Source organism: Chryseobacterium joostei (assembly GCF_003815775.1).
GTDB lineage: Bacteria > Bacteroidota > Bacteroidia > Flavobacteriales > Weeksellaceae > Chryseobacterium > Chryseobacterium joostei.
This window is the reverse complement of sequence record NZ_CP033926.1, coordinates 3,241,807-3,262,001: the sequence shown is the minus strand read 5'-3', so window position 1 is coordinate 3,262,001 and position 20,195 is coordinate 3,241,807. Positions and strand designations below refer to the sequence as shown.

General features: G+C 35.8%; 24 protein-coding genes and 2 tRNA genes. 14 read left to right on the top strand and 12 right to left on the bottom strand.

The features are described from left to right. The first annotated feature begins 88 nt into the window (after nucleotides 1-88). From accD to EG359_RS14845, 5 genes are all read left to right on the top strand, one after another. Complete coding sequence (gene accD, locus EG359_RS14865; protein WP_076352938.1) at nucleotides 89-943, top strand: acetyl-CoA carboxylase, carboxyltransferase subunit beta; 855 nt, start codon at nucleotides 89-91, stop codon at nucleotides 941-943. Between the two features lie 54 nt (nucleotides 944-997). Then, nucleotides 998-1,507 carry a DUF6973 domain-containing protein gene (locus EG359_RS14860; protein WP_076352937.1) on the top strand — a complete coding sequence of 170 codons (510 nt, stop codon included), beginning with the start codon at nucleotides 998-1,000 and terminating at the stop codon, nucleotides 1,505-1,507. Between the two features lie 193 nt (nucleotides 1,508-1,700). Beyond that, nucleotides 1,701-3,104 carry a nucleoside recognition domain-containing protein gene (locus EG359_RS14855; RefSeq protein ID WP_076352936.1) on the top strand — a complete coding sequence of 468 codons (1,404 nt, stop codon included), beginning with the start codon at nucleotides 1,701-1,703 and terminating at the stop codon, nucleotides 3,102-3,104. Between the two features lie 58 nt (nucleotides 3,105-3,162). Then, nucleotides 3,163-3,528, top strand: a complete 366-nt coding sequence (locus EG359_RS14850; RefSeq protein WP_076352935.1) for a four helix bundle protein — start codon at nucleotides 3,163-3,165, stop codon at nucleotides 3,526-3,528. 63 nt (nucleotides 3,529-3,591) lie between these two features. Further along, entirely contained in the window at nucleotides 3,592-3,984 is a 393-nt protein-coding gene (locus tag EG359_RS14845; protein WP_076352934.1) for a hypothetical protein, read from the top strand. Between the two features lie 15 nt (nucleotides 3,985-3,999). Here EG359_RS14845 and EG359_RS14840 read toward each other — a convergent pair whose 3' ends face one another. The 4 genes from EG359_RS14840 to EG359_RS14825 form a co-directional block, all read right to left on the bottom strand. Beyond that, a complete protein-coding gene (locus EG359_RS14840; RefSeq protein ID WP_076352933.1) occupies nucleotides 4,000-4,890 on the bottom strand; it encodes a ferric siderophore ABC transporter substrate-binding protein in 891 nt (296 codons plus the stop codon). Nucleotides 4,891-4,914: 24 nt separating this feature from the next. Further along, complete coding sequence (locus EG359_RS14835; protein ID WP_076352932.1) at nucleotides 4,915-5,313, bottom strand: ExbD/TolR family protein; 399 nt, start codon at nucleotides 5,311-5,313, stop codon at nucleotides 4,915-4,917. 93 nt (nucleotides 5,314-5,406) lie between these two features. Continuing rightward, nucleotides 5,407-6,111: a MotA/TolQ/ExbB proton channel family protein gene (locus EG359_RS14830; protein WP_076352931.1), complete on the bottom strand. Its 705-nt coding sequence runs from the start codon at nucleotides 6,109-6,111 to the stop codon at nucleotides 5,407-5,409. Nucleotides 6,112-6,286: 175 nt separating this feature from the next. Continuing rightward, nucleotides 6,287-6,748, bottom strand: a complete 462-nt coding sequence (locus tag EG359_RS14825) for a hypothetical protein (protein ID WP_076352930.1) — start codon at nucleotides 6,746-6,748, stop codon at nucleotides 6,287-6,289. Nucleotides 6,749-6,918: 170 nt separating this feature from the next. On the opposite strand from EG359_RS14825, the gene EG359_RS14820 reads away from it, so the two are divergent. The 3 genes from EG359_RS14820 (at nucleotide 6,919) to EG359_RS14810 (ending at nucleotide 9,704) form a co-directional block, all read left to right on the top strand. Next, complete coding sequence (locus EG359_RS14820) at nucleotides 6,919-8,715, top strand: DUF885 domain-containing protein (RefSeq protein ID WP_076352929.1); 1,797 nt, start codon at nucleotides 6,919-6,921, stop codon at nucleotides 8,713-8,715. A gap of 184 nt (nucleotides 8,716-8,899) precedes the next feature. Continuing rightward, on the top strand, nucleotides 8,900-9,355 hold the full coding sequence (locus EG359_RS14815) for a DinB family protein (protein ID WP_174567014.1): 456 nt from the start codon (nucleotides 8,900-8,902) through the stop codon (nucleotides 9,353-9,355). Continuing rightward, nucleotides 9,348-9,704 (top strand): hypothetical protein, encoded by a 357-nt coding sequence (locus EG359_RS14810; RefSeq protein ID WP_076352928.1) that lies wholly within the window; start codon nucleotides 9,348-9,350, stop codon nucleotides 9,702-9,704. The genes EG359_RS14815 and EG359_RS14810 overlap by 8 nt, the downstream gene beginning before the upstream one ends. A gap of 6 nt (nucleotides 9,705-9,710) precedes the next feature. Here the strand turns inward: EG359_RS14810 and EG359_RS14805 are convergent, their stop codons facing one another. Beyond that, on the bottom strand, nucleotides 9,711-10,331 hold the full coding sequence (locus EG359_RS14805; RefSeq protein ID WP_076352927.1) for an endonuclease III domain-containing protein: 621 nt from the start codon (nucleotides 10,329-10,331) through the stop codon (nucleotides 9,711-9,713). A 33-nt stretch (nucleotides 10,332-10,364) separates the two neighbouring features. Between EG359_RS14805 and bcp the strand changes: the two genes are divergently transcribed. After that, a complete protein-coding gene (bcp, locus tag EG359_RS14800) occupies nucleotides 10,365-10,814 on the top strand; it encodes a thioredoxin-dependent thiol peroxidase (RefSeq protein ID WP_076352926.1) in 450 nt (149 codons plus the stop codon). An 82-nt stretch (nucleotides 10,815-10,896) separates the two neighbouring features. Here the strand turns inward: bcp and EG359_RS14795 are convergent, their stop codons facing one another. Genes EG359_RS14795 through EG359_RS14775 form a run of 5 tightly spaced genes read right to left on the bottom strand, consistent with a single transcriptional unit; the run spans nucleotide 10,897 to nucleotide 15,096 of the window. After that, complete coding sequence (locus tag EG359_RS14795) at nucleotides 10,897-11,430, bottom strand: GNAT family N-acetyltransferase (protein ID WP_076352925.1); 534 nt, start codon at nucleotides 11,428-11,430, stop codon at nucleotides 10,897-10,899. Next, a complete protein-coding gene (locus tag EG359_RS14790; RefSeq protein WP_076352924.1) occupies nucleotides 11,399-12,064 on the bottom strand; it encodes a hypothetical protein in 666 nt (221 codons plus the stop codon). The genes EG359_RS14795 and EG359_RS14790 overlap by 32 nt, the downstream gene beginning before the upstream one ends. A gap of 32 nt (nucleotides 12,065-12,096) precedes the next feature. Beyond that, a complete protein-coding gene (locus EG359_RS14785; RefSeq protein WP_228434973.1) occupies nucleotides 12,097-13,179 on the bottom strand; it encodes a mannose-1-phosphate guanylyltransferase in 1,083 nt (360 codons plus the stop codon). Between the two features lie 2 nt (nucleotides 13,180-13,181). Next, complete coding sequence (locus EG359_RS14780; protein ID WP_076352923.1) at nucleotides 13,182-13,772, bottom strand: SprT-like domain-containing protein; 591 nt, start codon at nucleotides 13,770-13,772, stop codon at nucleotides 13,182-13,184. 1 nt (nucleotide 13,773) lies between these two features. Next, complete coding sequence (locus EG359_RS14775) at nucleotides 13,774-15,096, bottom strand: TolC family protein (protein WP_076352922.1); 1,323 nt, start codon at nucleotides 15,094-15,096, stop codon at nucleotides 13,774-13,776. A 185-nt stretch (nucleotides 15,097-15,281) separates the two neighbouring features. Between EG359_RS14775 and EG359_RS14770 the strand changes: the two genes are divergently transcribed. From EG359_RS14770 to EG359_RS14750, 5 genes are all read left to right on the top strand, one after another. Then, on the top strand, nucleotides 15,282-16,526 hold the full coding sequence (locus tag EG359_RS14770; RefSeq protein ID WP_076352921.1) for a bifunctional folylpolyglutamate synthase/dihydrofolate synthase: 1,245 nt from the start codon (nucleotides 15,282-15,284) through the stop codon (nucleotides 16,524-16,526). Nucleotides 16,527-16,568: 42 nt separating this feature from the next. Then, nucleotides 16,569-16,643 (top strand) — tRNA-Val (locus EG359_RS14765). Between the two features lie 33 nt (nucleotides 16,644-16,676). Continuing rightward, nucleotides 16,677-16,751, top strand: a tRNA-Val gene (locus EG359_RS14760). A gap of 117 nt (nucleotides 16,752-16,868) precedes the next feature. Beyond that, nucleotides 16,869-17,492: a hypothetical protein gene (locus tag EG359_RS14755; protein ID WP_076352920.1), complete on the top strand. Its 624-nt coding sequence runs from the start codon at nucleotides 16,869-16,871 to the stop codon at nucleotides 17,490-17,492. A gap of 132 nt (nucleotides 17,493-17,624) precedes the next feature. Further along, a complete protein-coding gene (locus EG359_RS14750) occupies nucleotides 17,625-18,746 on the top strand; it encodes a glycosyltransferase family protein (RefSeq protein WP_076352919.1) in 1,122 nt (373 codons plus the stop codon). On the opposite strand, the gene EG359_RS14745 is transcribed toward EG359_RS14750, so the two are convergent. After that, nucleotides 18,736-19,707, bottom strand: a complete 972-nt coding sequence (locus tag EG359_RS14745; protein ID WP_228434971.1) for a glycosyltransferase family 9 protein — start codon at nucleotides 19,705-19,707, stop codon at nucleotides 18,736-18,738. The two genes, EG359_RS14750 and EG359_RS14745, sit on opposite strands and share 11 nt — an antisense overlap. 2 nt (nucleotides 19,708-19,709) lie before the next feature. Further along, on the bottom strand, nucleotides 19,710-20,129 hold the full coding sequence (locus tag EG359_RS14740) for a SufE family protein (RefSeq protein ID WP_076352918.1): 420 nt from the start codon (nucleotides 20,127-20,129) through the stop codon (nucleotides 19,710-19,712). Between the last annotated feature and the right edge of the window lie 66 nt (nucleotides 20,130-20,195).

Genomic DNA, 20,195 nt, shown 5'->3' with positions numbered 1-20,195 from the left:
TAAAAAGTAAAATGTATAAAGCGCAAAGTAATTGGTCTTTGTTTTTTATACATTTTACATTATACACTGTACATTAATACAATACAAAATGGCATTCGACTGGTTTAAAAGAAAAGCAAAAAACATTACCACCTCTACTGATGAAAAAAAGGATGTTCCTAAAGGCCTTTGGCATCAGACTCCTTCTGGAAAAGTTGTGGAACACGATGAATTAAAGAGAAATAACTATGTTTCTCCTGAAGATGGATTTCATGTGAGAATAGGAAGTGCGGAATTTTTTGATATCCTTTTCGACGGCGGTAAATTTACTGAACTGGATGCCCATGTTGAAAGTATTGATATCTTAAACTTTAAGGATACAAAGGCCTATAAAGACCGTTTAAAAGAGGTAAAGGCAAAGACAAAGCTTACAGACTCTATCAGAAATGCTGTAGGAACTGTAAAAGGAACTGAAATGGTGGTTTCTTGTATGGATTTTGCTTTTATTGGAGGTTCTTTAGGCTCTGTAATGGGAGAAAAGATCAGAAGAGCGGTGGATTACTGTATCAAACACAAACTTCCGTACATGATCATTTGCCAGTCTGGAGGAGCTAGAATGCAGGAAGCAACTTATTCCCTAATGCAGTTAGCTAAAGTACAGGCTAAACTTGCTCAGCTTTCAGAAGCGGGACTTTTGTATATCGCTTACCTTTGTGACCCTACTTTTGGTGGAATCACAGCTTCTTTTGCTATGACAGCTGATATCATCATGGCTGAACCAAAAGCCTTGATCGGTTTTGCAGGACCAAGAGTAATTCGTGAAACTATCGGTAGAGATTTACCGGAAGGATTCCAGACATCTGAATTCCTACAGGAAAAAGGATTTGTAGACTTCATCGTAAAAAGAACTGAAATTCAGGATGTTGTTGCAAAAACAGTTAATTTATTAGCTGTAAAAGCATAATTTCTGTAACAAAAACATTACAATCTCTCTCTAATTGGGGAGAGATTTTTATTTATGAGGACTTTCAAGATATTTTTCAATACCATCCGAAGCATGAGCTTTAAAAAGATTATCCGTCTTTTATCGCTTATTCTTCCACATCCTCTTTTCGCAATCCTCAGCTTTCATGCCACCGTAAAAGCATTCACAATAGCACAGAAAAGATTTCCTGCAACAGCATCCAATAATGGGATAGGAAACGCTTTCAGGCACGCACTTTGGTGCTGTTTTATTATTATGTATTGCAGCAAGGTTTCATCCCCTAAAAAAGCATTGGATTTCTGTAAGAAAATAACGGATATGCATGAAGAGTTATTTCCCAATCAGCCTTTAGAAACCAAAATGGATCTTCATAACAATAAAGTTGGAATGGATTACTTTATGGAACTTCTGCCAGGAATTCACCGTCAGTTTTTTGAAAAAAGCTTCTTTGTGGATGGATTAATCAAAAAAATGGATGATGCCAAAGTCTTGAAAAATCTGGATGATGATTTTGAGGGACATCTCGTTTATCTGGAAGAGTAAATGCGTTTATTTCAACTACAAAATGCTATTCAAAATAAGACTTTAGAACACTAAAATAAGATTAATATTACACTTCATAAAAAGCACACACTGGATGAAAATTAAATATTTTCAAAAGCTTAAGTGTTTTATTTTTTTGTGCCTTTTGCAGTTTAAAGTATTTTTGATAAGTTTAAACAATTAAATCAATCGAATGGTTCTCAGCAGAATTTGGTCGGCTTTTATTATTATCGCCATTACCATTGCCAGTATAAAATACATTTCGTCAAGCCATTACAAAACCATTTTCAATGATATGGTGGTAGGAAAAGGCGGTGATACGGTGAAAATTGCATCACAACCCATGACCACCCTCTCTCCTATTGTAAAGGACAGCCTGATGAAAAAGAATGATTTTGCAGACAGCAGAATTCATTATAAAACAGATTCACTAAAGCAGAATGTAAGCGTTTATCGAGTTCAGGAAGCAGATGGTGTTATCGGAACCTCAGAAACAGCTGTAAAAATCTGTATTGGATTAATTGGAATCATGACACTCTTCATGGGTTTCATGAGTATTGCTGAAAAAGCAGGAGGAATTAATCTTTTAAGCAGGTTTATTCAACCTTTTTTCTCCAAATTATTTCCGGATATTCCTAAAAATCACCCGGCATTTGGCCATATGCTGATGAACTTCAGCGCCAATCTTCTTGGACTGGATAATGCGGCAACACCATTTGGATTAAAGGCTATGGAAAGCCTCCAGACCCTTAACCCTAACAAAGATACAGCCAGCAACTCACAGATTATGTTTCTTTGTCTCCACGCAGGCGGAATGACGTTGATTCCTGTATCTATCATTGCCATCAGGGCTTCTATGGGTTCAAAAACTCCTACTGATATTTTCCTGCCGTGTATGATCGCTACTTTTGCGGCGACCCTAGCCGCAATGATTATTGTTTCTTTATATCAAAAGATTAATCTTCTCCGTCCTGTGGTTATTGCCTATGTAGGTGGAATCTCAGCAATTATCGGATTATTGGTGGTGTATTTGGTACAATTGAGCAAGGATGAACTTGATGATTTCAGCAAGATATTAAGCAACGGTCTTATTCTTTTTATTTTCCTTGCCATCATACTTGGAGCCGTTTATAAGAAGATCAACGTTTTTGACGCCTTTATTGAGGGGGCTAAAGAGGGGTTTACTACCTGTGTAAAGATTATTCCTTATTTAGTTGGAATGCTGATCGCTATTTCACTTTTAAGAACTTCCGGTGTTTTTGATGTTATTATTGATGGAATGAAATGGGTTGCCAATGCAGCTCACCTGGATCCAAGATTTGTAGACGGACTTCCAACAGCCTTAATCAAACCTTTATCCGGTTCCGGAGCAAGAGGAATGATGGTTGATACGATGGCAACTTTCGGAGCAGATAGTTTCCAGGGAAAATTAGCCGCAGTTCTTCAGGGAAGCTCAGACACCACGTTTTATGTGATCGCAGTATACTTTGGGGCCGTTGCCATAAAGAACACCCGATATACGGTAATCGCTATGCTACTAGCCGATTTGGTGGGTGTTATTACTGCAATAGCGTTGGCTTATTTATTTTTTGCTTAATAATAAAAAGTTGCAAGTTGGCAGTTGCTGGTTTTTTTAATCGTTAAAAAAGATATTAATGAGCTACGAGAAACTTGATATTTATAATATTGCTTTTGAGTTGTTTATTGAAACACATTCGTTATCACTCAAGCTACCCCACTATGAATTGTATGAGTTAGGCAGCCAATTAAGACGATCTGCCGACTCCGTTGTCACAAACATTGCAGAAGGCTATGGAAGAAACAATTACAAAGGTGATTTTATAAGATTTCTCACTTATTCTCAAGCAAGCTGTGATGAAACGATATGCCACTTGTCAAAAATCAACAGGCTTTATCCTGAATTAAATTTAAACTTCAAAGAAAAAACAGAGCAATATAAACTCTTAGGAGGAAAAATCAATAACTTTATAAAATACGTTCAATTAAGCTGGCACACATAACCCAAACTAGCAACTAGCAACTAGCAACTAGCAACTAGCAACTAGCAACAAAATTACCCCACTATGATTACAGATAAAGAATTCACACTAAGGCTTATCCGCCAATTGACTCAAGCATTAGAAAAGCTTATTCTGGATAAACCTGAAGAAAGCTTAATGCAGAAAGAGCTGGATTTTGATACCTTAATGAGAGATATTTTCAAGATGAGCTTTACAGAGATTTCCTCCAAGACTAAGGAAGAAATAATTGCCATTGTCAACGAAAGGCAGGAAAGAGATCATAAAGACTATTATGAAATGTTGGGGAATCTATTCTACTTTAAGAGCAGAGAAGATCAAAATAAAGACTTTCAGGATAAAGCAAAAACGTTCTATGAGCAATATCTGCAAACCAGTGGAATCTTTGCTCTTCCCATTATCAATAGAATTAACGAATTAAAAAAAGCACTTGAATAAAGTGCTTTTATATTTTTAGAATGTAATTTTATAAGATCCGGTGGAAGATGTATTGGCTTTTTCTGCTTTTACATACTTCTTAACCCAGGATACGGATGTAGATGATACGCAAGGATCCGAAACTCCGCCTGATCTTCTTGCTGAAACCACATTTCCGGCTTTATCTACGGTGTATGCAATTGTAATGGATCCACTTGCTGTACAGCTGTGAGAGGGCTGTGATCCTCCTCGTCCCATCGTCCCCGGAATATATCCAACAAGCTTTCTGTCAATTCCTACCTTACTATCTCCATTTCCGTCACCACCCAGGGGATCTCCTGCATTACCAATTCCATCTCCTGTTCCTTGGCTTCCAGCTTTTGTTCCTCTTCCTTTAATCAAATTTCCAATAGCCGCATTCCCTTTTCCGTCACCATTTCCTGTTTTAGAATTGGCAGTGGTTGCTCCTGCTTTTTTAGTATTCTTAGAAGCTGCTGTACTGGTTGCTTCCTTTTTTTCCGTCTTTTTGGCTTCCTCCTTTTTAGGAACTGTATTTTTTAAATTATTTCCAGTGATTACCTTTTCCTTTGCCTCAATTTTCTTTGGCTCAGGTACAGGGACGGGTTCTGGCTTTACCACTGTCTTTGTTTCTGTAACTGGAGTTTCTACAGGCTCTGGTGTCACCTCTTCTGTCGCAGCGGCTAAACTTCCGGGTTGCTCAGCAGGTTCTTCAATACCTTTTCCGTTCCTGTTGTCTCCGAAGTTCACCAACATGGTAGTAATAACTTCCGGATCTTTATCCAGTTCAGGTTTTAATTTATATAAAAAAACAAAAAGCAAAATGGCACACCAAATAAGAATAGAGAGTATTGCACTCTTTATCCTGTCGCGGTTTTCCTCGTTTTTGTTTGCTGTATAGCTTCTCATCTAAAAAATGATTCTTACTATTTATTATTTATCCTTAACCGTTGCAATCGCAATGTTAAATTTATGTTTTTCAGCGATTTCCATAGCAAACACTACATCTTTATGCATGGTATTTTCGTCTGCTCTGATCGTGAAAGACTTATTTGTCTGACTGGTTAGCTTATCAACAATAATCTGTTCCAATTCTCCTTTATTCACCGGGTTATCATCTACAAAATATGAACCATCCGGCTTAATGCTCACCGTCAAAGGATTCGGAATATTATCATCAACGGCTCCGGCTTTCGGAAGATTCACATCTATTGCGCTCTGATTGGCCGCAGATGATGTAATCATAAAGAAGATCAGCATCAACAGGATAACATCTGTCATCGCTGCTAAACTGAACTCCGGGTTCGCTTTATTTCTTCTCTGAATTTTCATCTGTTTATTCTAATATTTTTAAGGGTCAGATGGAATCGCTTCATTAATAATTCCCTAAAAGAACTTTTCTCAGAGCGATTTCATAAGAAAGATTTATAAAGGTTTGTTGATAAGGTCTAAAAATTCACCTGACATATTCTGAGCCTTTAATACAAACTTGTCAATTTTTGTTAAAAGAATATTATAACAGAAATTTGCAGGAATTGCCACCGCAAGACCCACCGCCGTTTGTCCTAACGCAGTATAAATACCTTCCGAAAGTGTTTTTGGCGAGAAAGATCCCGTTGCATGAGATAAATTAAAGAAAGCAATAATCATCCCGATTACAGTTCCTAAAAGCCCTAACATCGGAGCAATACTTGGTACTACAGCCAAAAGGTTCAGGTTTTTTTCCATATTGGCAACTTCTACCTGAGCCTGGGATTCCATAGCACTTACAATATCAGAAACAGGGCGCCCTAATCTTGAGATTCCTTTTTCAAGGATTCTACCCTCAGGAGAATTCTGTGTTTTACAATAATCTGCTGCTGCTTCTATCTTTCCTTCTTTGATAAAATCTTCAATATTATTCATGAAATTAGAATCGGTCTTTGAAGTTAATCTCTTGATAAAGAAGAATCTTTCAAAAAACAGGTATAAGGAAAACACTCCAAGCACCAATACAGTCCCCATCACTATTTTAGCGAAAGCTCCTCCATGGAACATGATTTTCCAAAATGAAAATTCTAAATTGTCTGTGGCAACAGCGGGTGTAGCAATCTGTGCAAATAAAATCTGAGAAAGTTCCGTTAACAGCATTAAATGTGAATTTTATTAAAGTTTCAACGACAAATGTAGTGGAATATTATGAATTGATATCTTAAAAATTGCTTAAAAACAACTTAAATTTTGTTAGAATTGGTAAACAGCAAATTTCTTTCCAAAAGAGATTTTGAAAAGAAATTTGATTTTATTAAAAAGATTGAGACCGTTCTTAGTCTTCGTCTACCTCAATATCGTCTTGTCCGAATTCACATTTTAATCTAAAAGGAATCGGTGTATCTGATCCGGTATAGAAATCATCAATGGTACCTTTCCAGATTACCTGAAGTTCTCCTTCCTCGTTCTTCTCAAAAATAAGCTCATTATCATAGATATACGCATCTTCATCGTCGAACAGGTCTACTTCCGTATAGGTTTCGTCGTCAGAGTCATTGATTGTAATAGTTTTTCCTTCTATCTCTCCAGAGTCAATAGGAAAATCGAAGACCTCAAGTGAAAGCTGAGGAAAATTGTACTGTAATGAATCATCATCTACATGATCCAACCCGTCATCCGTTATAATTTCAACCTCTAAAAAATGTTGTTGGTTGCTGTAAACCGCTTTACAATAAGTGTTTCTGATATTGTACTTTAGCGTTTCTTCCGGATGGTAAATTTTTAAAATCCCTTTCATTATTTCTTAAAAAAAGAACTGTAATAATATGATTGTTAAACGTTTTCAACAAAGATAAAAAATTGATTTAAAGTGAAAAGGATTTTGAAAAATATTTTTTTTAAAATCGATCGGTACAATGATAGGAATCACCCAATAATACTTATTTTTGTTTCATAAAGATTCTGAAAATGAAAAATATTTTATCTAAAAGTATTCTGGGACTAGGATTGTTGATTGGTCTTGCCTCGTGCAAAAAAACCGATTCTCCCCTTACCAAGGTGACTCCTACCAATCTGGATTCTATTGCATCCAACTATTATGAACAGTATCTTAAACTATACCCATTAGATGCTACTTCTCAGGGAGACCTGAGATACAATGATCAACTTCCCATCAATATCGACAAGGATTTTATCTCGGGAGAGATTGCTTTCTACAACTCAGTACAGAAACAACTGGAAAGTGTAGACTATAAAGCTCTTTCTGATGATGACAAGGTGGTATATGATGTTTTGGATTATACTTTAAAAGATAAAATTGAGGCTCATGCCTATCATCCTGAATATATTCCTTTCACACAGTTTGGTGGTCTTCCTTTAAGCTTTCCTTTATTTGGAAGTGGACAGGGAAGTCAGCCTTTTAAAACTGAAAAAGACTACAGTGACTGGTTAAAAAGAATGGAAAAATTCCCGGAATGGATGGATGCTGCTACAGATAATTTCCGTGAGGGGATTAACAACAAGGTAATTCTTCCTAAGAAACTGATTATCAAAATGATTCCTCAAATGAAATCTGAGGAAATCACATCTTCCGATATGGATAAGAACATTTTCTATGGACCTGTTAAGAATTTTCCAAAAGACTTTACTCAGGCTCAGAAAGATAAATTTTCTGCTCTTTACAAAGATGCCATCACAAAAAAAATCATTCCTGCCTATACCAAAATGGGAACATTTTTGGAAAAAGAATATTTACCAAAGGGACGAGATACTGATGGATACAATAGTCTTCCTAATGGAAATGAAATTTACAGCTATTATGTAAAAAGCTGGACTACAACGAAGAAATCCCCTGAGGAAATCAATAAGATCGGACTTCAACAAGTCGCTATGCTTCGTGCAGAAATGGAAAAAGTGAAACAACAAGTAGGTTTTTCCGGAACGCTTGAGGAATTTATCACTTTTGTGAAAACGGATCAAAAAGCGATGGCTTATAAGACTTCCAAGGAAGTTTTAGATGGATTCAACAGTATCCTTACTAAAATTACTCCAAAGCTGAAAACGATGTTTAATGTAACACCTAAAACAAAGTTTGAGATCAGACAGACAGAGAAGTTCAGAGAAGCCAGTGCAAGTGCAGAATATATCCCTGGAACTCCTGATGGAAAAAGACCAGGTATTTTCTATGTTCCGATTCCTGATCCTGCCAAATTCAATGTAACTTCCGGAATGGAATCTCTTTTCTTACATGAGGCTATCCCTGGACATCATTATCAGGTTTCTCTACAACAAGAGAATACAAAACTTCCTAAATTCATGAGATTCGGATGGTTTGGAGCTTATGGTGAAGGATGGGCGCATTACTGTGAGACTTTAGGGCCTGAGTTTGGACTGTACACAGATCCTTACCAAAAAATGGGATATCTAAGCGATCAGATGCTGAGAGCAGTAAGATTAGTTGTGGATACAGGTTTGCACACAGGAAAAATGAGCAGAGAAGAAGCCATTAAGTATTTCCTAAGCAATATTTCTTATGATGAGGGTGCTGCAGTGGCTGAAGTAGAAAGATATATGGCAATGCCTGGACAGGCTTTAGGATATAAAATAGGGTCTTTAAGAATCCGTGAACTAAGAGAGAAGTATCAGAAAGAGCTTGGAAAGAAATTTAATCTTGCCAGCTTCCATGATGAAGTTCTAAGCCAGGGATGCCTTCCGCTGGAAGTTTTAAACAGAAAGATGGAACTTTGGGCTAAAAAACAGAAATAATTAATATCAATTAAAATGTAAGTGGGGCAATTGAATAGTTGCCTCATTTTTTATTTCTAAAACCATGTAAATGGTTACCTAATTTTTATAATTTTAACAAGATTAATTTCTTCGTAAGAAAGATAAAAATTCGTCATATCCAATCATATAATAACCCATATAATTAATTGAAAATTCAGTTACCATGATCATAGAATCTTTACGTTCTCTTTACAACAGAGATTTAAACAAGCTAAAAGCTGAAATTGAGGCTTATCAACATGAAGAAAACCTTTGGAAAACAGATAAAAACATCTCCAATTCTGCAGGAAATCTTTGTCTCCATTTAGTTGGGAACCTCAGCCATTTTATAGGAGCACAGCTGGGAAACACGGGCTATGTAAGGCATCGTGAGCTGGAATTTTCATTAAAGGATATTCCAAAAGCCGAGCTTATTGAAAAAATTGAGGCAACAACAATAATCGTTGATTCAGTATTAAGTCAGCTTCCTGAAGAAGCTCTAAAAGAAGAGTATCCACTGGTTGTTTTTGAAGATAAAATGACAACCGATTTCTTCCTGATTCACCTTATTGCTCATCTGGATTATCATTTGGGTCAGATTAATTATCATAGGAGGTTATTAGATTTGCATCATGAATAATCCATTTACCCCTAATATCAATAAAATAAATTTTGAAAACAAGGTTCTCCGATTTCAAAATAATGAAGGTTGTAATACCATGGTCGTCAATACTATTCATGCAAAAATTAATACACAGAATGTATATCAATCTTTTTTAAGTATATGTGAAGAGTATCATATAAATTATGAAGCTTTTTTAATAGAAAACATCTGTAAAATCTGTATCATGATCAATGGCTACGAATCATATACTCTCACCTATGAAGATAAAAATAAGGATGTCAGTATTGAACTGGCATCCGTTTTATATCAACAGTTATCTATACAGATTCGCAACATAGACTTTGTAAATAAGGCTAGAAAGTAGATCTCTTTACTTCTCAAACATCATTTTGGTAATAAAGTCCTTATCACCCTTACCTCTTGCAGGAGAATATTCTCTACCGTAGAAAATAATCTGAAGATGAAGCTTATTCCATACCTCCTCTGGGAAGAGTTTTTTTGCATCACGCTCGGTTTCCACAACATTTTTACCGGAAGTAAGCTTCCATTGTGTCATCAGACGATGAATGTGGGTATCCACCGGAAATGCGGGAAATCCAAAACCCTGGCTCATTACTACTGAAGCCGTTTTGTGTCCCACCCCCGGAAGCGCCTCTAATTCTTCGTAAGTCTGCGGAACGATACCATTATGTCTTTCCAATAAAAGTTCAGCCATTCTCTTTAGGTTCTTGGCTTTTGTATTGGATAATCCTATTTCTTTAATTAATTCTTTGATTTGAAACTCCTCCAGTCTGGCCATTCTCTGTGGAGTTCCGGCCACCTCGAAAAGATTTGGGGTAACCTCATTCACCTTTTTATCTGTGGTTTGTGCAGAAAGTGCTACAGCAACCATCAATGTATACTCGTCGGTATGATCCAACGGAATAGGTGTGGTAGGATATAATTTATCCAGTTCTATCTGAACGAGTTCAGCCCTTTGCTTTTTTGTCATTTTACCCTTAAATTTGAACAAAATTAAATCATTATGCTGAAAGTTGGAGACAAATTACCTGAATTTGAAGGAATAAATCAGGATGGAGAGGCAATAGCTTCGTCCAAACTCATCGGAAAAAAACTTGTTGTATTCTTTTATCCGCAAGCCAGTACTCCAACATGTACTGTAGAGGCCTGCAATCTAAGTGATAATTATTCTATGCTTGAAAAAGCAGGATTCCAGCTATTGGGGGTGAGCGGAGATTCTATCAAGAAGCAAAAAAACTTTCACAGCAAATTTGCTTTTCCTTATGATCTTATCGCTGATGAAAACCGTGATATTATTGAGAAATTTGGTGTTTGGAAAGAGAAAAAGACATTTGGTAAGACCTATATGGGAATTGTAAGAACTACTTTTATTTTTGATGAAAAGGGAATTTGCACAAGGGTTATTGAAAAAGTAACTTCAAAAACAGCCGCTGAGCAAATTTTAGAAGGGTAGTTTCTTAACACGAATAAAAAGAATAAATCCACAAACAGACAATCGTGCTATTTGTGGATTTATTTATATTGTAAGCTTATTTTTACTCTGTTTCGTAATAATTCAGTTCTTCCCTCTCTCCGGGAAGTGTAACGTGTTTCTGAAACTTCAGACCTAATTTTTCAATCAGCTTCTGGGAAGAAACGTTATCCTTTGAAATGATTGCTGATATCTTTGGCAGCTCAAAGTCATCCATACCAATAGATTTAACCTTTTGGGCGGCTTCATAGGCGTATCCTTTTCCTTCAAATTCTTCCAAAAGAGAATATCCTATATCTACAATATCCAGACCTTCTCTTTCAAAGATACCAACTGCTCCTATTTTCTTATTTTCCTCTTTGGTAATCAAAAGATAATTTCCATACCCCAATCTTTCGATCTGTGGCATAAACCTGTTTCTGATATAGTTTTCTGCATCTTCAATTGTTTTAATATTACGATCACCAATATATTGGATAAATTTTGGTGCGTTGTAAAGTTCAAAAACGAAATCCCTGTCTTCTGGTGACATAGGACGAAGAATTAAACGTTCAGTTTCGTAAATCTTATCTGCGTTTGGTTGTTTTTTTAGGCTCATCTTTCTTTGGTTCTTCCTTTTTTTCGATTTTTAAAAGTCTCGGATTATTAGCACATTTTTTATTGTAAAGCTCAATATAGGTACCGTTGTCCTTTACATTGGAAACAAGCCCCGTAGCCTTATTTACTGTTAAAGTATAATGTGTTTTCTGGTAAGGACATTCCCTTGAGGTCACTTTTCCAAGATCCAGATAATAATTGGATTGATCCTCGTGGTAGTTTCCTGCAAGATCCTTAAATTCTTCGTCAACGATATAACCGTCTGAAGCCAATAAAATAGCGGCTTCCTGGGGGGTATCAATTTTTCCGACAAACTTCTTTAAAGCTTCTACATCAAGAACGTAATTTATCTTTCCTCCTAAAGAATAGGCTATATAATAAAAGCTGTCTTCACTGGGAAACAGATTAAACCCTGAGAATTGAGGGATATAGCTCATTTTTCCTCCGGAAATCTTTATTTCCTCACCTTTCCCATAGCTATTGTAAACTAATGTCCAAGAATCTACCTTATCATCGGGACTTATTCTCTGTAGAATATTTGGAATACTTGAAAATTTCTTCTTCTCCTGAGAATATCCCAGAATTGCCCAAAACATACATATAAAAGTCGTTAATCGGAATGCAATTTTAATCATAGCTTAAAAATCAGCATAAAAGATACCAAATATTACATAAACTTATCGCCTTTCTTGAAGTTCTTTAAATCAAGAACGTAGTCTTTGATCAGCTGATCGTTATCTCTTGGACAAATCAGAAGCGCCTTGTCTGTATCAACTACAATATAATTTTCAAGCCCGTCAATAATAACAGCCTTGTTATTGTTTCTTAAACGGATAATATTCCCCTTTGAGTTATAAGTAAGTAAGTGCCTTAATTTCACAGCATTACCATCCTTATCTTTTTCTGTATTTTCATACACAGAGGTCCAGGTTCCCAGATCGCTCCATCCTAAATCTGACGGAATTACATATACATTTTTAGCTTTTTCCAGAATCCCATTATCAATAGAAATTTTTTGAACTTTAGGATAAATTGTTTCTATGCAGTTATTTTCCTTTTCCGAGTTATACTCACAAGCCATAAAGTGCTGTGTCATTTCGGGAAGATACGTTTCAAATGCATGGTGAATACTTTTCATATTCCAGATAAATATACCTGCATTCCAAAGAAAATCTCCACTTTCGAGAAAACTTTGAGCCAGCTCAAGAATAGGCTTTTCTGTAAATGTTTTTACCTTAAAATATTCTGAGTTTTTCTTTTCTACAAATTGAATATATCCATAGCCTGTATCGGGTCTTGTAGGGGTAATTCCGAGTGTAACCAGGTAATCATGTTTAGAAGCCAGATCAAACGCCAGCTCCACTTTTTCCAGAAAAACGTCTTCTTTCAGGATCAGGTGGTCTGCCGGAAGAACAATCATCGTGGCATTAGGGTTAATTTCAGCAATCTTATTAGCCATGTAAAGATTACAGGCTGCCGTATTTTTCATCAAAGGTTCCCCCACAATATTCTCCTCCGGAAGTTCCGGAAGCTGTTGGTGAGAAAGCGCTACGTATTCTTTATTCGTAATCACGAATATCTGCTCCTTAGGAATTACCTTACTGATTCTGTCATACGTCTGCTGAATCATCGTACGTCCGGTACCTAGAATATCCTGAAACTGTTTGGGGAATTTCTGCGTACTCATCGGCCAGAATCGGCTACCGATCCCTCCTGCCATTATCACACAGTATCTATCTGATTTTAACATTCTTAGCTACATTTTTCTACCCTTGCTAACGGCTTAAAAGAATACTTTCTTCCAGTAGCCAGGTTCTTACAAAGATAGTTTTTTTTAATCAGACCTTCTAATAAATACTTTTCGTTGCGATATATAAAAAATTCACCTTTCTGAAGCTCTTCAATAAAACGTAGGCTATCATCTTGTTTTTCAGTATGAAAATATCTTACCAGATCAGGGCTAGCCATAAAATTCGCCTTTGGTGATTTTGAAAACTTTACGATAATGGGCCTCAGATCTTCCTCATAAACTTCCAGGCTTTCAATAAGCATATTTCTAAAAGTTTCTTTCCACTCATTACCATGGGGAGAAATTCTTCTTCCATACTTTTCAAAAGCAATTAAATGGGCCAGCTCATGGGTAAGCACAAAGAAAAAAAGTGGTGGGGTAAGCGTTGAGTTTACCGTAATTTCATGAGAATTATCTGGAAGTTTTCTATAATCTCCCAGTTTAGAATTTCTGTTCCTAGTGACCTTTATATGAATATAGTAGTCTGAAAACCAAATTCTTAAATATTTAAGTGTATTTTGTGGTAAATATTTTTCTAATGATTGAATAGGCATTTTACAAACTTAATGGAATTCCCGCATAGAAATTCAATAATTTAAGACTGAAAAGATAATTATATTTGGCCTGGGCTACTGATCCCTGTGCATTTGCATAATTATTTCTTGCAACGTTAACATCGTAAATGGTTGTTTTTCCTGCAGCATAGCTTTTATCAGCAAAATCTAGAGCCAGCCTAGAGCTCTTTTCTGCTTCTACTGCAGCAAGATATGTTTCATAATTGGCATCAGCATCAAACTGAGCTTTCTGTATGTTTTGTCTTACCGTTTGTTTCTGCTGTTCAAGGGCAATTTTACTAACGCTTTCATTTAACTTAGACTGCTCAACCTGTAATTTTGTCTTTCCTTTATTGAAGATAGGAATATTAAGTGACAGCGCTACACTTTGCCCAAACTGATCATTATATTGCTCAAAAAAAGTTCCCTGCACAATACCTGGTGGAACATTAAATGATTTATTGTAGAATGTATTAAGACCAGCACTAGCAGTTAATGTAGGCCAAAATGCCGTTTTACTTATCTCGGTTTGTGCTTCGGCAGATCTTATTCTGCTTTCGGCTGCTTTTATTTGTGGCTGCAAATCATAAGCTTTTGTAAGAACCTCGTCAACGGTTACCAGCTGTGACTCTAATACGTCAGAAACATCTACATTTTCCACATCAAAATCCTTATAGTCTTCAAGCTGTAAAAGTTGAGCAATAGCGAACAAAGCTCTTCCTACGTTAACTTCTGCCGTTTTAAGATTTTGTTTTTCTCTGGCTAATGCTGCTTCAGATTCTGCCAGCACCGTCTGAGCAGTAGTTCCAACCTGGGTTGTTATTTTTGCTCTGTCATATTGCTTTTTAGCATTTTCTACAGCACTTTGAGAAATCTTAACAATTTCTTTGTTTAATAAAGCAGTTAAATATTGCTGGGCAATTTGTACAGAAATATCATTTTTGATTGCTTCAATATCGTATTGGCTTGCCTCTACATCAAACTGGAGCTTTCTTACATTCTTCTCTAATCTTCCATTATTGTAAACCAAAACATCAGCACTTACCCCAACACTGTTATTGAATCTATCGTTTCTATAACTTCCTGCTCCTAATGATCCTTGTCCAAAGCTCACACCATTCATCATACTCCCCGATACAGAAGGCAAATAATCTTTTTTAGCTGCTTTAAGGTTGTATTCTTGGTTTTGCTTGGTATATTGATTTTGGATAACCTGAAGATTATGCTCCACTGCATAGCTTACGCATTCTTTTAAGGACCATTTCTTCTGAGCACTTAGCCCCAGACAACTTAGTCCAAAAACGATAATCCAAACTTTTTTCATATTATGTAGATGTTTATTTGTTTTTAATGGTCGTATGGAATCGTATTATTTTTATCGGTAATTATCCTTACAAATCACAGCGATTTCATACTAAGATTTTTCCCTATTAGACGAAGTAAATATAAAAAAGTTACAGATTGAAAAAAATTGTTTCATTTTCATAAAACTTTTGAGAATTTTGTAGCATGACAAATGAACAATACCAAGCAGCTATTGATTGGCTTTTTGTACAGATGCCCAACTATCAGATAGATGGACAAAAAGCCTACAAACCAGGACTAGATAATATTACCAAGCTTTGTGCTTTCTTTGGAAATCCTCAGGAGAAAATCAAGTGTATTCATGTAGGTGGAACCAACGGAAAGGGGTCTTCAAGTAATATGCTGGCTTCAGTTCTTCAGGAAGCGGGCTATAAAGTAGGTTTGTATAATTCTCCTCACCTTATAGATTTTACTGAGCGAATTAAAGTGAATGGAAAAAACTGCAATAAGGAATTTGTCTTTGACTTTGTTCAAAAGCTTAAAAACATTCCGGAAGAGATCCGTCCTTCTTTTTTTGAATTTACAACCATCATGGCTTTTGAGTATTTTTATCAGCAACAAGTGGATTTTGCCATTATTGAGGTTGGCCTAGGCGGAAGACTGGACTCAACAAACATCATAACCCCCTTGATTTCTGCAATAACGAACGTTCAGCTTGATCATCAAAACATATTGGGAGATACCATTGAGGAAATTGCAGCAGAGAAAGCGGGTATCATTAAACATAATACCCCCATTATTTCAGGAGATGAAACTGAGGTTGTAAAAGATATCATCAGGAAAAAAGCTACTGCTGAACAGGCACATTTTATAGATGCTACTCTACTTAATACAGATCTTAGTTCTGATTTGAAAGGAAATTATCAGCGAAAAAACATCCGTGTCGTCCTTGCAATTGTTCAAGAATTAAGAAAACTACATGTAAACATTACAGACAAGGATTTGGAAAATGGTTTACTGAATGTTCATAAAAATACGGGATTCATTGGTCGCTGGTTTGAATTTTCAAAAGATCCTCTTACCATTTGTGATACGGGACACAATCAGGCAGGCCTTGAGTATGTTTTTTCACAATTAAATTCTATTGATAAGCATAAGCATGTTATTTTAGGGTTTGTAAATGACAAAAATATAGATGAAGTGATGGGATTGCTTCCTAAAAATTCTGAGTTTTATTTTGCTAAACCATCCATCAACAGGGGAAGACACCCCGAAGATTATGAAAACCTACTCCAAGAATCAAAAATTTTTTATAAAATTTTTGATTCTGTACAGGAAGCGTATCTATCTGCAAAAGAACAATGTACAAAAGAAGAAATGATTTTTATTGGCGGAAGTAACTTTGTTGTGGGAGATTTTTTAGAAAAAAATTTGGAGATATCTAAATAAGTCGTATATTTGCACCACTCTAAACAAGAGAACAAGTCTAGAGGGTTCTTAGCTCAGTTGGTTCAGAGCATCTGGTTTACACCCAGAGGGTCGGGGGTTCGAATCCCTCAGGACCCACAGAAAGGAAACGAAACCTTTAAAAAAAATATCGGGCTCTTAGCTCAGTTGGTTCAGAGCATCTGGTTTACACCCAGAGGGTCGGGGGTTCGAATCCCTCAGGGCCCACAAAATCTCTCAGGAAACTGGGAGATTTTTTTGTTTTAGATATATTCCTTAGTCTTTACTTTTATTTTGTATAAATCCTTTTTAATTTTTAGTTTTATAAAACTAAAAATTAAAACCATGAAAAAACTATTACTTCCATTACTTATCTGTTATGGAGTTACAACAAATGCGCAAAAAAACAATGCTGCTTTAGCTGTAGGAGTAGCCGCCGCAACCACACTTACTTTTATAGCTGCAAATGCCGCTAAAAAGGAAACCGCAAAAACTATTTCTCAATTTAGATCCAAAGAGTTTATTATTAATAAAATAATTGGAGACGCAGGTAATAAAGAAATAAAATTTGAAACAGAAAGTTTAGCCTCGGACGATAGTGGAGGTCTTATTTCCATAGCTTTCAATTGTGATGAAATTAATGAAAGAGGTCTTTTATTGGCATTCTTTGGAGAAAACCGAGATGAAAACGGATATTTTGGAAATGCCTACGCCTTTAGATACTTACCTTTAGAAGAAGCAAAAAACGTCTTAGAAAGACTAGAAAAAGTGAGAGAAAATAATTCTAAGTACCTGTCTGAGTCATCTAATGTAAATAATGTATTTGTACAACATAAAGATTTAAAATTTGTATTCTATAGAGAAAATGGCAATCAAATTAGAGTATTTTGGAATGGGTTTGAGGTAATTTGGGAACAAGTTGCTTTTGACCGAACGAAAAGAAGGCTTAACAAATGGTTTAATAAATAACCCAATTATAATACCTGCTTTTTATTTATATATTTCTCAAACCTATCTACATATTAACCTTACTTTAAATTAGGAAAAGATTCCATGGGATTTCTTTACCTTTGCCTCCCTATAGATTAATAGTTAATACCATTGAAAGCTCTTCATGTCATATCATTTAATTACCCCTACCCTCCTTCATATGGTGGCGTTATAGATGTTTATTACAAAATCAAGGCTTTATCAGATCTTGGAGTAAAGATTCATCTGCACTGTTTTGTGAACCAAATCCCTGAAAAAACAGATCCGGAGATTACAGATATTACAGAAAATGTATTCTTTTATCAAAAGAAAAAAAATCCGTTTCTTTATCTCTCATTTATGCCATTTGCTGCCGCAATAAGGAATTCTGACATTCTGATTAATAATCTTGCGAAAATTAAAGCCCCTATTCTTTTTGAAGGCTTACAAACCACCAGCCTCCTTACTCAATTAAAAAGCAAGGAACATCCCCTGTATCTGAGACTTCACAACAATGAAGCCGAATATTACAAAGGAATCTCATTTTCGGAAAAGAATATTTTTAAAAAGATCATTTATAAGATTGAAGCTATCAAATATAAAAGCTATCAAAAAAAGTATTTACAAGAGTTCGAGTCTGTATTTTGTCTTTCTGAAAAGGAATATCGAGAGACAGAAAATTATTCAGGAAACGCAAAGCTCATTCATATTTTTCATGGAAATCAGACGGTAAAGAATCTTGACAAGAAAGGCGCTTATTTCCTTTTTCATGGAGACCTGAGTATTTCGGACAATAAAAAGGCATTAGATGAAGTAATTGAGCTGTTCAAGGGTCTTTCTGAATACAAGCTAGTTGTAGCCTCAGATCGAGCCTCAGATGACCTTAAAAAGAAAATCAATGCTGTTGAAAATATAGATCTGGTTCCTATTGAAACCAATGAAAATCTATATCATCTTCTAGAAGATGCCCATGCCAATATTTTACTGTCTTTTCAGAATTCCGGGACCAAGGTAAAGCTTTTTAACTCACTCTATAACAGCCGATTTGTTATTATCAATCAAAACATTACGGATGACAAATCACTAAAAGATTTGTGTCTCTATGGCGCTAGCATACAGGAAATCCGACAACATATTATTGATATTGCAGAAAAGAATTATACCGGAAGTGAACGTAGAAAAAAAGTTTTGGAACAAACCCATTCTGACGAATCTAAAGCACAAGAGATGATAAAGGTTATTTTTAAAGATTAACAGCCTGTACTACTTTCTGAATATTAAACTCCTCCAGACACGCCCAATCTCCTCTATAGCATTCTTTATCACCGAAAACAGAGCATGGCCTGCAGCTTAGATCCTTCACCTGAATGACATCATCTTCACTCTGTCCGAATCCTAAAAATCCAGCATAAGGATGTGTTGCTCCCCATATTGAGATACACCTTGTCCCTACAAGACTTGCCAGATGCATATTAGCAGAATCCATTGAAATCATTATTTCCAGTTCAGAAATTTTATTAAGCTCTTCCATGAGGCTTAATCTTCCGGAAAGACTTTTGGTATTTGGGATTTGACGCTCCCATTCCTCAAGGGTTTCGGTTTCCTTTTTTCCTCCTCCAAAAAAATACACTGTATGTTTTTGAGCCAGGATTCTAGCCAGTTCAAAAGATTTTTCCAGGGGAAGCATTTTTCCTTTGTGCTGAGCAAAAGGAGCAAAGCCAATTCCTGATTTAGGCCCCGGAAGAGGTCTAAGTTGATGAGAAAGTTCTACTTTAAATCCCATTTCCCTGAAAACATCAGCATACCGTTCAACCGTTTTTTTCAATTGAACTTTATCCAAATTCCAGACATCCGTAAGATGTTCTTTTTCTTCCTTTCCCTTATTGATTTTAAAAACCTTTAATCCTTTTCTTCTGTAAATCCTGTCCAGAATTTTAGTTCTGATCACATCATGAAGATTGGCAACACAGTCTGGATTAAATTCCTTAACCAATTCATTACTCAATTTTCTTAATCCAAAGAATCCTTTATAATCATCAAGATCAATTCCTTTAAATGTAACATTGGGAATACCAGAAAATAAGGCTTCAAAATTTTTTCTGGAGACCATAATAATTTCCACATCAGGATTTTGCTCCAAAAACTCCCTGAAAACAGGAACAGTCATTGCAACATCTCCAAATGCAGAGAAACGATATGCTAAAATTCTGGTCACGGTTATGATTTCAGTTGGTAGGCAACTGCATAAAATTTAATTTGTTTTGTCATTGCCATCAGCCCATTTGCTCTGGATGGCGAAAGAAATTCCTGTAATCCGATCTCTGAAATAAATTCAAAATCAGAATCCAAGATCTCCTGAGTAGAATGCCCACTATAAATGCTCACTAAAAGTGAAACAATGCCTTTTGGCAAAATTCCATCAGAATCTGCATTAAAGAAAAGCTTTCCTTCTTTAAATTCAGCATCAATCCATACTTTACTTTGGCAGCCTTTAATCAGGTTTTCATCTATTTTCTTCTCCTCCGAAAGCCCTTTTAATTCCTTTCCAAGATCAATAATATATTCATATTTCTGCTCCCAGTCGTCAAGAAACGCAAATTCGTCGATTATTTCCTGCTGTTTTTCTTTAATGGTCATTTTTCACAAATTTCTTTGTGCAAAGATAATTAATTTTAGACTTTTAAGATTTTAAGATAAAAGATT

Bases quoted from the DNA above. Each gene is read 5' to 3' on its own strand.
- EG359_RS14755 (WP_076352920.1), top strand. From the start codon at position 16,869: ATGAAAAAACTATTACTTCCATTACTTATCTGTTATGGAGTTACAACA.
- EG359_RS14780 (WP_076352923.1), bottom strand. From the start codon at position 13,772: ATGCCTATTCAATCATTAGAAAAATATTTACCACAAAATACACTTAAA.
- accD (WP_076352938.1), top strand. From the start codon at position 89: ATGGCATTCGACTGGTTTAAAAGAAAAGCAAAAAACATTACCACCTCT.
- EG359_RS14825 (WP_076352930.1), bottom strand. From the start codon at position 6,748: ATGAAAGGGATTTTAAAAATTTACCATCCGGAAGAAACGCTAAAGTAC.
- bcp (WP_076352926.1), top strand. From the start codon at position 10,365: ATGCTGAAAGTTGGAGACAAATTACCTGAATTTGAAGGAATAAATCAG.
- EG359_RS14775 (WP_076352922.1), bottom strand. From the start codon at position 15,096: ATGAAAAAAGTTTGGATTATCGTTTTTGGACTAAGTTGTCTGGGGCTA.
- EG359_RS14860 (WP_076352937.1), top strand. From the start codon at position 998: ATGAGGACTTTCAAGATATTTTTCAATACCATCCGAAGCATGAGCTTT.
- EG359_RS14850 (WP_076352935.1), top strand. From the start codon at position 3,163: ATGAGCTACGAGAAACTTGATATTTATAATATTGCTTTTGAGTTGTTT.
- EG359_RS14830 (WP_076352931.1), bottom strand. From the start codon at position 6,111: ATGCTGTTAACGGAACTTTCTCAGATTTTATTTGCACAGATTGCTACA.
- EG359_RS14855 (WP_076352936.1), top strand. From the start codon at position 1,701: ATGGTTCTCAGCAGAATTTGGTCGGCTTTTATTATTATCGCCATTACC.
- EG359_RS14840 (WP_076352933.1), bottom strand. From the start codon at position 4,890: ATGAGAAGCTATACAGCAAACAAAAACGAGGAAAACCGCGACAGGATA.
- EG359_RS14770 (WP_076352921.1), top strand. From the start codon at position 15,282: ATGACAAATGAACAATACCAAGCAGCTATTGATTGGCTTTTTGTACAG.
- EG359_RS14845 (WP_076352934.1), top strand. From the start codon at position 3,592: ATGATTACAGATAAAGAATTCACACTAAGGCTTATCCGCCAATTGACT.
- EG359_RS14740 (WP_076352918.1), bottom strand. From the start codon at position 20,129: ATGACCATTAAAGAAAAACAGCAGGAAATAATCGACGAATTTGCGTTT.
- EG359_RS14785 (WP_228434973.1), bottom strand. From the start codon at position 13,179: ATGTTAAAATCAGATAGATACTGTGTGATAATGGCAGGAGGGATCGGT.
- EG359_RS14820 (WP_076352929.1), top strand. From the start codon at position 6,919: ATGAAAAATATTTTATCTAAAAGTATTCTGGGACTAGGATTGTTGATT.
- EG359_RS14805 (WP_076352927.1), bottom strand. From the start codon at position 10,331: ATGACAAAAAAGCAAAGGGCTGAACTCGTTCAGATAGAACTGGATAAA.
- EG359_RS14790 (WP_076352924.1), bottom strand. From the start codon at position 12,064: ATGATTAAAATTGCATTCCGATTAACGACTTTTATATGTATGTTTTGG.
- EG359_RS14810 (WP_076352928.1), top strand. From the start codon at position 9,348: ATGAATAATCCATTTACCCCTAATATCAATAAAATAAATTTTGAAAAC.
- EG359_RS14815 (WP_174567014.1), top strand. From the start codon at position 8,900: ATGATCATAGAATCTTTACGTTCTCTTTACAACAGAGATTTAAACAAG.
- EG359_RS14835 (WP_076352932.1), bottom strand. From the start codon at position 5,313: ATGAAAATTCAGAGAAGAAATAAAGCGAACCCGGAGTTCAGTTTAGCA.
- EG359_RS14795 (WP_076352925.1), bottom strand. From the start codon at position 11,430: ATGAGCCTAAAAAAACAACCAAACGCAGATAAGATTTACGAAACTGAA.